Origin of the sequence: Spirosoma aerolatum, assembly GCF_002056795.1 — a bacterium.
In the GTDB taxonomy this organism is placed as follows: domain Bacteria; phylum Bacteroidota; class Bacteroidia; order Cytophagales; family Spirosomataceae; genus Spirosoma; species Spirosoma aerolatum.
On record NZ_CP020104.1, the window covers coordinates 3200598 to 3214439 of the forward strand.

The window sequence follows — 13842 nt, forward strand, 5'->3', positions numbered from 1 at the left end:
TATTTGTTATTTTCGCTTACAGATCTTCTCGTACTCGTCCAGTAATTGCTTGGCCACAACGTCAATATCGTAATAGGTCTTTACCATGTCGGTGGCATTTGTAGCTATTTGCTGGCGGAGGGCGTCGTTGGTAAGCAGGCTTTCCAGACCTTCGGTTACCGCTTCGGCTGTCAAGCTGGTAAGTAGACCAGCGGCTTTGTGTTTCCGAATGGCCTCCCCAAAACCGACTCGATCTGAGACGAGGGCAGGTGTACCAGCGGCCATCGCTTCCAGTACAGCCATCGAAAATCCTTCGGAGTAGGAGGGAAGCGTAAATAAGTCCGCATCGGCAAGGGCAGCTTTCTTGTCATCGCCCGTAAGCATACCTACCAATCGAATCGAATCGCTCAGGTTGTTCTGCTCAATAAACTGACGTGTAGCTGCTTCATACCCATCGTCGGAGCCAGCAATGGCTAATAGGGTATTGGGATTGGCGGTAACGTAATCTTTAAAACCGGGCAGGAGAATATCCAGGCCTTTCTTGATATTTAGTCGGCTCATAAACAGAACCAGCTTCTTATCAGTGGGCAAGTTGAATTTCTGCCGGAATGTCCCCTTGGATGGAAGCTGGGCAAAGTCGCTCCGTTTAACACCATTTGGGATGATCACGATGTTGGGATGGCGTTGGCCAAGGTAACGCAGTACGTCCTCCTGTTCATCCGTATTGTTAATCTGAACCAGATCGGCCCGGCGCAGATAAGCCTTCTGCGCTAGTGTATCCATAAGCTGCTTTTTCCAGTTGTTATGGGCATACACCCAGCGATCCAGAACACCGTGGATGGTAATGACTTTTGCTACCGAATGATCAAGCATAAACGGAGACAATGTCCCGAAATGCCATAGTCCATGACAGTGAATGACATCATACTCGTGAATATGTTTTTTTAGATACTGATATAGCTCGATGGAAAATTCCCGGAAAAACCGACTGATACCGGTCGTTCGCTTGCACAGAATCAACCGAGCCCCTTCGGGTACAGTGTATGGTTTTTCGCCAGGCGAAATGGGGCTTAAGATGTCGACCTGATGGCCATAACGAAGCACAACCTGCGTATGGTCGAAAATAATCTTAGGGGGGCCACCCGTTTGCCAGGTGTATGCACAGATGTTTAAAATTCGCATAGATACCGCGAAATAACCGATTATTTCGTGATTTTGATAAATCCGTCAAGCATTTCCTGGGCTACGGCCTGGGGTGCATAGGGGGCTATGAACTCTTTGGCAAGCTGGCCCATGAGCCGCGTATTGACGGTGCCATCCATAAACTGGATGAGCCGATACGTTAATTGGGCAGGTTGTTCTGGATTAAAAATAAAGCCGTTCTGGCCATCATGTACTATGTCGACGGCGCAGCCGCATCGCTCTGAAACGATAACTGGTAAGCCACAAGCCATGGCTTCATTGACTACCAGCCCCCATGGTTCTGAATGGCTTGGTAATACTAGTACATCACTGAGAGCCAATACTTCAGGTACGCGAAACCACGGGCGACCCGGTAGTAGTTTAACCCGATCCGCTACGCCCAGATGCTGGATATGATTGATTAGGTTTTCGTGCTCTACTCCATCCCCCAGCAAAATCAATCCCCAGTCGTTGCGGTTTATCAACCGCTTTCCAGCCTCTGCAAAGGCTGTGATAAGCATAGGGAGATTCTTGATTTCGATGAGCCTTCCGACGAAAATAAAATTTTTAGGGCGTAAACCAGCTTTCTGTTGTTGAGAAGCCCGATTGGGTAGCGTTCGTTCGTAAACTGCCAGGAGCGCATTGTTGTCAACAGCGTTCTTGCGAAGCAAAATTTTGGCAGGTGGTACGCCCAACTGTATGAGATAATCGGCGGCCTGGCTACCGAAGCAGAAGAAGCCGTCACACAGTCGAAAAACCCATCGCTTTAGTTGTTCTTTCCAACCACCCCGTTGTTGGTCGGCAGCTGTGCTTTCATTCTGCATAACCACCCGAATTCCCTTGCTTTTGGCCCAGATCAGCAGCAGAAGCTGTGCCGGATCGTAATAGCCCGTCAGGTTGATTACATCCGGCCGAAATGCAATCGCTCGCTTTAGTAGTACCTGAGCGCGGTCACGAAGCCCTACCTCCTCGACGTACCGATCGAAAAGCAACTCGTAGTTGTACGAATAAGTAGGGATGCTTTTATACGAAGACGTTTCCAATCCTGCACGTGAGCGCTCATTGCGGGCAATCTGAAGCACATTGATGGTTACGTCGTCTCGCTGGTCGACTAATTGTTGCAGAGCCTGGAAAACGCTGGATTTATAATGAGCCCATAGCAGGTTATGGACAATAAGAATACGCATCAGGCAGGTTCAGGACTTGGCAAAACGACATACTTCTCCTGAGCTGGCACAGACGGTTTATCCGATAAGTGGGCTGGAAACAGATGTTCTACTCCCATAAATCGAATCATCAGGCAGAGTGGAAACCAGAATGAAATTTCATTTGGGCGGCCATTGGTAAATGCCTGAACCAAAATCAGGAAGTAGAAATAGGCTAAAAAAATGCTTAGTGGATTGGGGTTGGTTCGCATAATACGCCAGGCATTTTTTAGAACCAGCCAATTCAACCCACCAAATAATACCAGTCCTAAAATACCCTGGTTGATTACTGACTCCAGAATAGGAATGTCGAGGTAAAGATATTTGTAGCCATACCCTAAAACCAGCATGTGCATATGGCTGAAGATGACTAACTGAAGAAACTGGGTACTGACTGAACGGTTAGCAGTGGAGTCATCCAGCACCGCCTTATAATCGTGACCAGCCGATTTCAAACCAAGCATAGCATAAACCGTTTCCATGTTCCTCGACAAAAAAGCCGTTACATAGTCATATAGTATCAGATACGTAGTAATATTTCGCTGGAAGAAATAAACAACGCCAAGGAAGCCCACGAACATAACCATTAGAGGAATTGGTTTTACCAGGCTTCGGGCGGCTGTACGTATCTGGGCGGGACGAACGTTGAAATACAGAAAAAAACACACCGCGACCAGAAAGGCCAAAATGGCAGAACGAGTTTGAGTAAGTACTAACACGGCGATGTTGACTACACCTGCGAAAAATGATAGTAGCCGAAAAATCAGAAGTGTATTAGGTCGTACCAGCCAGATAGCGCAGGCCACAACACCCATGTAGGCATTTCGTGAAAACGCGTGGGGGTTCCCTGAACCGGGATCACCATTGTTCAAGGTAATCGTAGCTCGTTGACCAATCGCCCAGGTAGGGTCGGTAATTAGCGAATAAATAAGCCCCAGATTGGACGCTAGCGTAAACCAGACCACTACCGGTATAAAATAGGGAATGATGTCATTCGGGATATTGATCAGCAGAAACATAAAAATCAATATGTACGTGAAGTAGATCATATCCCGTCCTGCATCCTGAAAACCTGGTACACCGTTAAAGATGAACATGTACACGATGCTCAGTAGAATATAGCCCATGCCCATCCAGAACATGGTGATGTTAGGCCGGTAAAGCCGCCGGAAAACCGTAAAAGGCACCATGAGCAACAACCCGCTTGCCAGTGCTAGGGCTGTAAAGGTGGTACTTCCCGGAGCCAACCGCATCGTTTCCCGAAAAAAGAATATAAGCGGATACCCATCGACAATGATGCAGATACCAAGCACCATCCGCATAAAATCGAGGGACCGAACCAGACGAATCAAACCGTTCATAAACAGATCATAATTTTCAGCTTTCGATTTTCAACGTACTGTAAATGTTACCGTATACTGAAAACCGAAAGCAATTATCTGGCCTGGCGTAGCCTGAGCCGGTGTATAACGTACATAAATTGACCTTTACCCACAAAAACCAGTAGTTTGCGTATGCGACAATAACGCTGCCAGAATGAAGCCCCCAGCGATGAGGTCAGCATCGGCTGGTATTTCATTTTAACAAGCTGATGCTCCTGTAGACCAACCGAACCGGCAATGGTTGAGGACTTGGCATCAGGCTGGATCCGAAAGCCGCCCCAGAATCCATCAACATGCCGAAACCTGACGTCAGCCTGCACACCCAATCGGGCTACAATTTCGTAGTCAATTACAAATCGTAAGCTTTCGTCAAGATAGCCAATCTGTTCCAGTCGGGTACGTCGCATAAACAACGATTGGTTGAAAACCTGCATTCCTTCGTAAATCTGACATGCTAAACAGAAATCTGGTGCCCGCATTTCTTCCAGAATAACGTCATCTTCGTCGGTAATATACATATCTCCGAAGAAAACATCGGTATCGGGTGCGTTCCGCCAGGCTTCAGCTACTCGGCTGAACGCATTTGGCGCAAACACATCGTCGGAGTTCTGAAAAGCAACGTAATCGCCCGTTGCCTGCCGAAACCCCTTATTGATGGCATCTGTTTGTCCCCGATCTTTTTCGCTCACCCAACCGGCCAGGTACGGTTCGTATTTTTTAATTATATCAAGACTGCCATCGGTTGAACCGCCATCGATAATGAAGTATTCCAAATTAGGGTACTTCTGATTTAAGACGCTCAATATGGTCCGTTCCAAATAGTGCGCCTGATTGAAGGAAGGCGTAACGACGGTCAGCTTTGGGTAATTGCTCTGGCTAGGATTAGCCGTAACGGATGGGCTGTAAGGTTGCGTAACAAACGACCGAAGTGATTTTGGGTTCGAATTCATGCCTTAGCACATAGATTGATACACCTCCAGCGTTTGCTGAGCCGTTTTGTCGCAAGAGAACAACTTTAGGCGTTGAGCCCCTTTCTGTCGCAATTCTGCACACAGCGCATCGTCTGTAACAATTCGTTCGATTGCTTCGGCCATGGAATCATCATCTTCAGGATCAAAATAAAGGGCTGCGTCGGCACCCACTTCTGGAAGCGAACTGCGGTTACTGAGCACAACCGGGCAGCCACCACTGAAGGCTTCCAGCACAGGCAGCCCAAATCCTTCGTTAAGTGAAGGAAAAACAAAGGCACGGGCATGCTGATAAAGATTCATCAGCCCAGCATCGGTTATCGGGCGGTAATGAACCTGTTCGTTGAGACGGCTGGCATAAAACAGCGTTTGCTCTTCATGCGTAAACGAACCACCCCCTGTACAAATCAGATGCAGATCAGGGTACCGATGCAAAATGGGCTGAACGGCCCGGAAAAAGCCATTGAAGTTTTTGTACAGTCCTCGTTTGCCTACATACAGTAGGTAGGGCGCTGGAAAAGGCCGGGCCTGCTGATCGAACGCAGGAACGGATTCGCTTAGGCGGGTCCCTAAATGAATGACTTTTACCTTATCGGGGTCGATGGGAAAGTAGCGAAGCAAGTCTTGCTTACTAAACTCTGACACACTAATAATACAGTCGGCCCGGCGCAGAAGTTGTTTTTTTAAGTCGTAAAGCCCTTCGCCAACTTCAGGATATTGTTTGCCGAACCGTTCGCTGGTTGCATCATGAAAGGTTAAGACAAACGGCTTTTTATTGATCGCTTTCAGGAAATACCGATGGTAGTAAGTAGGATGGAAAACATCGAACTTACCCGCCCGAACTCGTTGCAGACTATACAATCGATTAAGAACGGAAGCCACTCGGTGCGCATTACGAAGTTGGGCAAACCCGTGATACCGAAAATGATTGCTAAACGAAGCCTGATCTAAATATTCGTTGTTCGACAGCCGAAGCGACAGCTCAAACTCAACGTCTGATCGCTTGGTGAATGAACGCATCAGTTCAAAAAAATAGCGGGAAACGCCCCCATAAGGCAGCCCCGTGAACGATTGATGGTCGAAGAGTACTTTCATGTAGGAAAACCTACAAACCAGATGCCGGTTTGTATTTTTCTGAGAAAACGTGCTGACAAAAATAGGGGTATTTGCCGATAAATCCTTTACCTCTGTTGATTATTCGGTGCGTACTCTTATCGAATGGCAGGCAGGTATACCCGGTCAAGAAACCGATTGATGCCCTGCATGGATTGAATCGTTTTGTAGCGCCAACCACGAATGATACGAGCTTCTGTTTGTTGGCCATAGGCAGGCTGAAGCGTTTCGAATACCGACGGCATATGTTGTAAAATGGCTTGCCGATATGTATTTATCAACGTTTTAATAGCTGGCTGCTTCGCCAATATGGTACGATTCTGGTGCGGAAAAAAGCCTTCGTCGGAATTGTATAGACCCTTATAATTAACGAATTGCAGGGCTTGATTCTGATCGGAAGGGCCGTTTACCTGCCAGTGCCCGGACGCCGAATGGATTGTTCGTTCCGGTAAGTTCCAGAGCCCCACGTGCCAACCCGAATTTTTGACGATAGACACGTTGCGGAAAAAGACTGGCACATGCATGAGCCAAATCTGATCCAGACATAGTCCGGCGCAGAAATTAATAAAAGCTCGTTCGCGTACCCGATTATCCCACCAGGCCAACATCCGTTCGGTTTCGGCTGATCGTTTAAAAGCTAGAAAATCAGCGTTATAAAGTCCGATGTTCTGGAAAGCCTTCTCGTCGGGCCACGACTTTGCTGTGGTGCCAGGCATGGCAAAGTCGCGAGTAATAAACGGTGTCAGAATAAAATTTGTGTTCTCCAACTGGGCCCAGATCGGGTCAGTAGAGGCCGAAAAATGGATGTTGGGGTCGGCATAGATTAGCCGATTTATTTCCGGGTACCGACGGAATGCCTCTGTAATAAACAGAGGCTTACAGGCCGCAGCAAATTCGGTGGGTGTGTATTGTGCTGACAACGCCTTTCGTTCGTCAACCGGGAGTATATCCTGGATCGGAAGGATCGGATAGGGTGATGTAAAACCCGGTGGTAACTGGGCAGGGTCATCGGCCAGCCCAATGAGAATAAATGGGTCAGTAGCCGAAAACTGACGGAAACTGTCGCCCAGAGCTAAAGCCTGGGGTAATTGACGAAGGGTACAGATGGTAAGTAACACAGTAAGCGCAAAACTACGTCATTCAAACAAATCGCCCAAAACTGCCAGATAAGGTGCATACCAGTCGGCAGCCGGATCGGCATATCGGTGGTAATTACCTTTCCACAGGCTGGTTAGAACGGGAATAAAGCGTTTCAGACGATTGTGAGGCAGATTGCTTCGCATAGTGTAATGTGCTAATTGGCGATAGAGCTGGGGTAAACCCGGTGAATCCTTAGGGATTCGTTCGCCCAAAAGCTGGCTGATTACTTGTAATTGAATCTGCTTTTTATGTAACGGTGCTAGTTTGCGGGCCCTATGTCGGGTAAGTCGGTCCCGAAGGCGAATACGTTCACCCACTTCCTGAGGACGAACGCCCACCTGTTGCTGTACATGCGTTCGGTAGAGCTGCAAAGGCTGGTCTATGAAGTGAACAGCATTTTGGGTGGCGGCAACCAGGGCCATCCAGCCATCGTAAATATACCCTGGAATTGTCTTCGGAATAGGTATAATCATGGGCAGATACGACTGACGAACAACAGTAGCACATCCCATCATTCGATTTCCATCCAGCAAAACATCCATTGTTTCGCCAGCCAGCCAGCGATTTTTGGCTTTTTCGTCAAAGCGAACTGCTTTCCAGAATCGTTCCTCGCGCCCATCCAGATATTCGTCGGTAACCCAGGCGTCGCAAAATGCCATCTGGGCTTCAGGGTGCTGGATCATGTATTGCGTCATGGTGCTAATTTTTTCTGGTAGCCAGAAATCATCCTGATCACAGAGAAAAATCAGATCGCCTTTGCAGGCTGCAATAGCCCGTTCGAAGTTTTTATTATACCCTAAGCGGGTTGTATTGGGTAGAACATGCACATTAAACGGTGCTTTGTCGGCCAATTGTTTCAGCAACTCAGGCGTACCATCCGTCGAGCAATCGTCCGAAATGATTACCTCATCGGGTAATTGGTGCTGATGCATCAGGCTATGCCATTGTACAGGCAGGTAGGTTTTCCCATTGTATGTACAGAGGGCGATAGAAATTGTTGGATTTTGCACAGATGTAGTCATACGCGCAGTCATATTTGGTAACCGTATTGGGCGAAAATGGGGCGCCAGTACGTTAGTCCATGTATATCCCAGGCGTGGCAACCGAATGGTAATTGCCCTTGATTGTAATGTTCAACGGCCCATTGCGGAAAAAATTCAATTGAAAAATGTAAAGCTTTCCGATAATTCGGAATCCGAAGGTGTGGCCAGTACCGATTTACTTCAATACCCCAGAATACGTCTTCGTGGTATTGGTGCATGGTATTTTTATTATACTCGGCAATTTTTTTCTCGAAGGGTTTCAGGCAGCGCAGCATCGCCGGAACACGACGAAGCGAAAAGCCACCACACCCAACCCCGTTCAGGTTAATAATTTCCCGAGGGGTAATGCCATCCGGTTTTTTAAGATCCAGCCAGGTGGCTATCTGTTGCTTAATCGTAAACCAGATTTGATCGCCCAAACCCGTAAAATCCCGGTCGCGCAACCAAGGAGCGCCAATGTAATCATAATTCTGTTGACACCAGTAGGCTAGTTCATCCTTAAAGACAAACGCATCTAACTGATGAATCAATAAATATTCCTGATCGGCAAAGGCCTGATAAAATTCTTCAGATACCATGAGCCGGTTATAGCCTTGAATATCAGAAAAATAACTATTGTCGAACGTGCGAGCCTGTAAACTAGGACTTATTTGGCGGTAGGCCGATATATCGAGCGAATGCGGGGCTGCAAGCCAAATAGGGTAATCTTTTAATACGTTTACGCACTGAGTTAGCGCAATGCGCTCATAGTCAGTAAGCTGTGTTTTGTAAACGGGTATAACAACGTTTACGCTAACGGGTGTTGATGCTTTCATGCAAATTTAGGCTGGCCCAGTCGATTGGCGACCGCTTTCTGTACCCAACTATATGGCAGATCGGCACAGTGATGATCGAACTTGTTGAGGATTGTAATACCCTCGCCCCGCTTATAACGACCTGAGTAAGGTAGATAATCGACAAAGTCGAACAACTTTCCCAACAAAATAATCCCATCTGTTTCGACGGCATTGGCCATATGGGCAGGTCCACTGTCGATGCCAATAAACAGGCATGCCTGTCGAATCACTTCGGCTGTTTCGAGCAAACTTAATTGACCACACACACTCCGATAGCGCGGGTGTTCCAGAGTTATAGTGGGTGTCAAACCAATTTCAATAACTGGATTAGGGTATGTGGCAATGATCCACTGAACCAGTTTGTTCCAGTTGGCTGACGGCCAGTCGCGCATCACATGGCTCGACTGGCAGTGAATTACGATTGGATCGTCAGGCAACTGTAACGATGCTATTTTCTGCCGGACACGTTTGGGAATATACATTTTCGGGTCGGCGGTAAGAGCGGGTAAACCAGCCGCCTGTGGAAAAACATATAGCAGGTCGCCCCGGTCATAATAATTATCAAAGTTCAGGCCAATCTGATCGGCTATCGGATTAACAGGATCTTCCAGACAATATTTACATTTTCGATGCGAAATATGCAGGTTGTAAACTTTGTCGAAAATGCCTGACCGGAGCAGTCGTACCCGTTCGCCCGGGCATTTCTCGATCAGGTATCCATCGAGATCAGGATGATATTTGACCAGCTCGAGATAGGGTTTACGAACTACCCAAATAATGTAATCATTCGGATGCCTGCGTCGGACTTCTCTGGCTACTGGCTCACAGGCAATGATATCCCCCATCTGTTCCGAGAGAATAATAGCAACAAGCGGACGATTTCTATGCTTTTGTTTAAGCCACCATAGCTGAACATATTTGACCCAAAACGACCAAAACTTACCAACTATGTGGGTGTACTTATGAAAACGATAGGTCCAGAGCTCCCGGAAACGAGGTCCCTCATTCATACTCAATGCGATTCTAATAGCGAAATAACTTGGTTGAACGGTGTTTGAAGGAATTTACGAACTCGTTTGTAACGAAGTATTACCGGTGGTTTAATATAAACGCACGGATACTGCCTATACTGTTCGTTGTGGTTCGCCAGCAACCGCTCGCGGTAGAAATCGAATAATGGGCGCACATCGGGTCGTTGCTCTTTGGTCTGACTTGCGTCGGCAAAGGTAAAGCGCGTTTGATATTTCGAGATTTCATCGGGGCGATCGGGATTGTAACCGCTATAATGAAAAAACTGTAAAGGTTCAGCAGTCGTTTCGTTACCCGACGAAAAAGGCTGGTCAATCGCTCCATTGATTTGCCATTGACCAGCCTGATTCTGCGAAAAATATCGTTCGTGCAGATTCCAGTAGGCGACGTTATAGCCTAAATGGTGGTCGATCAATACATTATCGTAATAAACCGGGGCGAAATTGACCCAATGCTGATCTACAAATAGCCCTTCGCAGAGATCAATCCGGCATTCGAACACCAGCCGCTCTTTCCACCAGTTCACAAACCGACGGGCTGTTTCGTCGGCTCGTAAGCCAATAAACCCGAGGTTGAAAATACCTGTATTCAGGTGGTGCAATTCGTTCGGGCGTTCCCAATCAGGCGTTGGTGAGCAGGTGTGCGGAGTTAGTACCAGGCTGTAGGTTTTCAGCGCTTCATTCAAATCGAGTAAAGGCTGAAAAACAATAATGTCCGGGTCGAAATAAATAACCTCGGTAGCGTCGGGGTAGGTCTTGTAGAAATAATCGATAAAAAACGGTTTGACAGCCGTGTTGAGTTCGGTAATATCGTAGCGGTCGCACATGGCCCCAAAGTCTGGAATCCCGATTTTATCCACTTCGAGCATGGGGTAATCCGGGATCAGTTCATCAGGAAGATTGGCTGCGCTTAATTTGTCAACTAACCCAATAATATATCGATAGTCAGGATTGGTTTGTCGGAGTGATTCCCCCAGCGTTCGAGCCTGAGCCAGATAGTTGATCGAGCAGATTGTAAAAGCAAGTGTCATAAAGAAGCTGGGAAGATAGCAGATAATTCAGTGATGACAAAACGGATGCCCTGGCTGATCTGTTAACTCGTGCCTTTTCAAGAGAAGTAACTCATCTCGTATTAACTAGATATGTAAATGTATATCAGCAAATTGCAACGATGCCTATCGACGCGATAAACCTACTCAACGCGTAAGCGCTAAGCCGTGAGTTGGTTAAACAATTGGATAAGCGTATCGACACTTTGTTTAGCCGGATGACGTTCCAGGATTTTTTGCCCCAGGCGTTGCCCCATTTCCCGACGAAGATCAGGGTCCTGAAGTAGCTCAATGATCCGATCGCTCATGGCGTCCAGATCGAGATAGGGCACTACGTAGCCTCCGTCTGTTTCGACCAGTTCGGGAGAACCGCCAGCTCCATCGAAACACACGACGGGTACACCACTTAATCCGGCTTCAAACACGACCAATGGGTAAGGGTCTTCGCGGGAACAGAGCACAAATACATCGAATCGGCTTGTGTATCGAAGTACTTCGGGGGTAGGAGGGATCAAATGTACCCGATCGGCCAGGCCGGCTTTGCGAATATCCAGCCAGATATCATCGTGCAGTGTACCTTTGGGCATACCCACCCAAACAAAATGGATAGACTGTTTGCCCGTATACCGGCTAATTACCTGACGGGCAATGCTGACAAACAGATCATTCCCTTTCCGCCACTCTGCATTGCCGCACCCACCAACAATCAGCGCATCGGCTGGCAAACCCAGCGAGGCATACAACGAAGGCTGTTTCATCGCTTTTTGGACGTTTTTCTCCAGAGTAGGCGTGTCGATAAGTGTGTACAACGATATGCGGGTCGGGTCGAAGCCATGCTCCTGCTCGTAGTATCGGGCGGTTGCTTTCGAAACCGCCAGCATGTGATTTGTCCGTTTAAGCAGATAGGCCAGCTCATCAGGACGGGTGTAAATCCGAACCGACATGTCGAGCTCATGTACAAACGTAACTACGGGTGTCTGGGCGGGAATGGCCAACTGAGCAACCCATCGACTGCTGGTAACGGTATTGACCAGGACCAGATCGACTTTGTCCAAACCGAGTTGGGACCGAATGGCTTGTTGATGCGCTTTAGTCCGACGCTCATAAAACTGCTGCCATCGGCCTAATTTCCACAACACCTTATCGGCCAAAGCCCCTACAGCATACGCCGGGGGAGCCGGCCAGATTGTAACGGGGCAAATCGCCTGGTATTCCTCCAAAAGTGGCCCTCCTTCGCCCAGTAGCAGATGCATCTGAAAACCTTCCGCTTTCAGCAGACGCATTACATTTAATAAAACAAGCTGCGCTCCGGCGCGGTTGGCATCATGGCCGATGAGAAGGAGATTCATGCTAAAGGAGTGTGGCGTTAGGAGCGAGTAGAAAAAATGGCTGATGCGTGGTTTCCTGATTCGCCAGCCATTCCCTCTACTCGCTCCTAACGCCTAGGTACTAAAATCAATACGCTTCGTAACTGGGTTTGGGTAATTTTTTGGCGGGATTGCCGAGGTAGAGCCCCCATTCTTCAGTGTCTTTATAAACGGCGGAGGCCATCCCTACCAGTGTGCCGGTTGCGATATGAAGAAAATCCCGGATGGTGCTGTTGACGCCAAAGAAGCAATAAGGTTCAATGACACAATGCCCCGACATCACAACATGGGAGGTGAAGAAGACATGGTCTTTGATCTGACCATGATGACCAATGTGGTTGCCGCTCCAGAGAACGACATTATTGCCTATAGTTGTGAACGGTTGTATGGTATTATCTTCCAGAATGAAGCAGTTTTCGCCGATCTGGTTGCCAAAAACCGTTGCTTTTGAACTGACATACGAAATAAACGCATACCCTTTGGCTTTGGCTTCGAGGTAAATCCGTTCGCGATTGCGATTCATGTTTCGACCTGTCATCGGCGCGAAAAACTTGTATTCGTTGGGCGAAAAAATGGTTTCAACCTCTTCAAACGCAACTAAAGGCAGCCCCTGAAATTCAGTACCAGTCATATATTCGCGGCTAACGGTGAACGCGACCACCTCATGTTCAGAATCGTGCTTTAGGTAGAAATGGGCCAGTTCAGCCGTATCCATTACGCCAAAAATGATAACTTTTGCCATACTTTTTTAAGGAGTGAGGAGTTAGATGTGAGGGCAGCCCCGCTTCTAACGCCTAAATACTACACTAATTCATATTCATCCAGCATCGCTCTGACGCTGGCCAGGTCGTTGTTCATCAATATATCCAGAATCGATAGCCAGGGAATAAACGGATTTCGGTTATTGCCCTGCGGATATTCGACTTTGTTCGATTTTATAAAATTCAACTCAATACCAGCCTGGGCAAACGTTGGTTTGTCGTACAACTCAGTACCGCCAATTGGATTGATGTACCGGGTTGCCCCTTCCTGCCGACAAATATCCAGAATCCGTTCCTGGGCTTTCAACTCGACATTGTTGTAAATACTCGACGACTGTATCAAAACGGTCGGTAGGTCCAGATAGTGATTCAGTTCAAGAAGACTGCTGTACACCAGTTCGGCAATCGAATCGGTGGTAAAATTGATGATTTTTTCAGCCAGTGGCATAACCGTTTGATAATAGGGTGCTTTACGGTAGCCCTGTTCAATGGTTTTCAGTAATTTACCCTTCCATTTTGGATCATCGGCTATATGCACTTCATTGATCCGCTTGTTCTGGCTGGCATCTTTTAGGGGAACAGTAAATAAGTACTCTTGGCCATTGATAGCCAGTCGGTTACGGTTTATCCAGCCTCTATTAATGAAGGCAACATCGTCGTAGAGAATGAATTTATCAACAGCCTTAATGAGTTGCATGTAGCCAACATAGGGCAGGAAATAAGGCTGCATGATTGCTATAGTCATCGCAAGTGTAGGATTGAAAACCAGTAGCGAGAAGGGTTGACGTA

The 13842-nt window shown here is 47.5% G+C and carries 13 protein-coding genes; all 13 read right to left on the reverse strand.

The window, feature by feature from the left end; translation table 11 throughout:
* Nucleotides 1-6 precede the first annotated feature (6 nt).
* The 13 genes from B5M13_RS12925 to B5M13_RS12985 all read right to left on the reverse strand — a co-directional run bounded on the left by B5M13_RS12925 (nucleotide 7) and on the right by B5M13_RS12985 (nucleotide 13798).
* Nucleotides 7-1161 (reverse strand): glycosyltransferase, encoded by a 1155-nt coding sequence (locus tag B5M13_RS12925; RefSeq protein WP_080056064.1) that lies wholly within the window; start codon nucleotides 1159-1161, stop codon nucleotides 7-9.
* Nucleotides 1162-1181: 20 nt separating this feature from the next.
* Nucleotides 1182-2348 carry a glycosyltransferase family 4 protein gene (locus B5M13_RS12930; protein ID WP_080056065.1) on the reverse strand — a complete coding sequence of 389 codons (1167 nt, stop codon included), beginning with the start codon at nucleotides 2346-2348 and terminating at the stop codon, nucleotides 1182-1184.
* Nucleotides 2348-3727, reverse strand: coding sequence for a hypothetical protein (locus B5M13_RS12935; protein WP_080056066.1), 1380 nt, complete (start codon nucleotides 3725-3727; stop codon nucleotides 2348-2350). The genes B5M13_RS12930 and B5M13_RS12935 overlap by 1 nt, the downstream gene beginning before the upstream one ends.
* A gap of 74 nt (nucleotides 3728-3801) precedes the next feature.
* A complete protein-coding gene (locus B5M13_RS12940; protein WP_080056067.1) occupies nucleotides 3802-4698 on the reverse strand; it encodes a glycosyltransferase family 2 protein in 897 nt (298 codons plus the stop codon).
* A gap of 3 nt (nucleotides 4699-4701) precedes the next feature.
* Nucleotides 4702-5811: a glycosyltransferase family 4 protein gene (locus B5M13_RS12945; RefSeq protein WP_080056068.1), complete on the reverse strand. Its 1110-nt coding sequence runs from the start codon at nucleotides 5809-5811 to the stop codon at nucleotides 4702-4704.
* Between the two features lie 116 nt (nucleotides 5812-5927).
* Nucleotides 5928-6947 carry a hypothetical protein gene (locus tag B5M13_RS12950; RefSeq protein WP_080056069.1) on the reverse strand — a complete coding sequence of 340 codons (1020 nt, stop codon included), beginning with the start codon at nucleotides 6945-6947 and terminating at the stop codon, nucleotides 5928-5930.
* A gap of 18 nt (nucleotides 6948-6965) precedes the next feature.
* Nucleotides 6966-7991: a glycosyltransferase gene (locus B5M13_RS12955; protein ID WP_245859985.1), complete on the reverse strand. Its 1026-nt coding sequence runs from the start codon at nucleotides 7989-7991 to the stop codon at nucleotides 6966-6968.
* Nucleotides 7992-7999: 8 nt separating this feature from the next.
* Nucleotides 8000-8827: a DUF5672 family protein gene (locus B5M13_RS12960; protein WP_080056071.1), complete on the reverse strand. Its 828-nt coding sequence runs from the start codon at nucleotides 8825-8827 to the stop codon at nucleotides 8000-8002.
* Nucleotides 8824-9858, reverse strand: coding sequence for a glycosyltransferase family 9 protein (locus tag B5M13_RS12965; protein ID WP_080056072.1), 1035 nt, complete (start codon nucleotides 9856-9858; stop codon nucleotides 8824-8826). The genes B5M13_RS12960 and B5M13_RS12965 overlap by 4 nt, the downstream gene beginning before the upstream one ends.
* A 2-nt stretch (nucleotides 9859-9860) precedes the next feature.
* Nucleotides 9861-10907, reverse strand: coding sequence for a glycosyltransferase family protein (locus B5M13_RS12970; protein ID WP_080056073.1), 1047 nt, complete (start codon nucleotides 10905-10907; stop codon nucleotides 9861-9863).
* A 179-nt stretch (nucleotides 10908-11086) separates the two neighbouring features.
* Nucleotides 11087-12274 (reverse strand): glycosyltransferase family 4 protein, encoded by a 1188-nt coding sequence (locus tag B5M13_RS12975; RefSeq protein WP_080056074.1) that lies wholly within the window; start codon nucleotides 12272-12274, stop codon nucleotides 11087-11089.
* A 106-nt stretch (nucleotides 12275-12380) separates the two neighbouring features.
* Nucleotides 12381-13034, reverse strand: coding sequence for an acetyltransferase (locus B5M13_RS12980; RefSeq protein WP_080056075.1), 654 nt, complete (start codon nucleotides 13032-13034; stop codon nucleotides 12381-12383).
* Nucleotides 13035-13093: 59 nt separating this feature from the next.
* Entirely contained in the window at nucleotides 13094-13798 is a 705-nt protein-coding gene (locus B5M13_RS12985) for a WbqC family protein (protein WP_080056076.1), read from the reverse strand.
* Nucleotides 13799-13842: the final 44 nt, after the last annotated feature.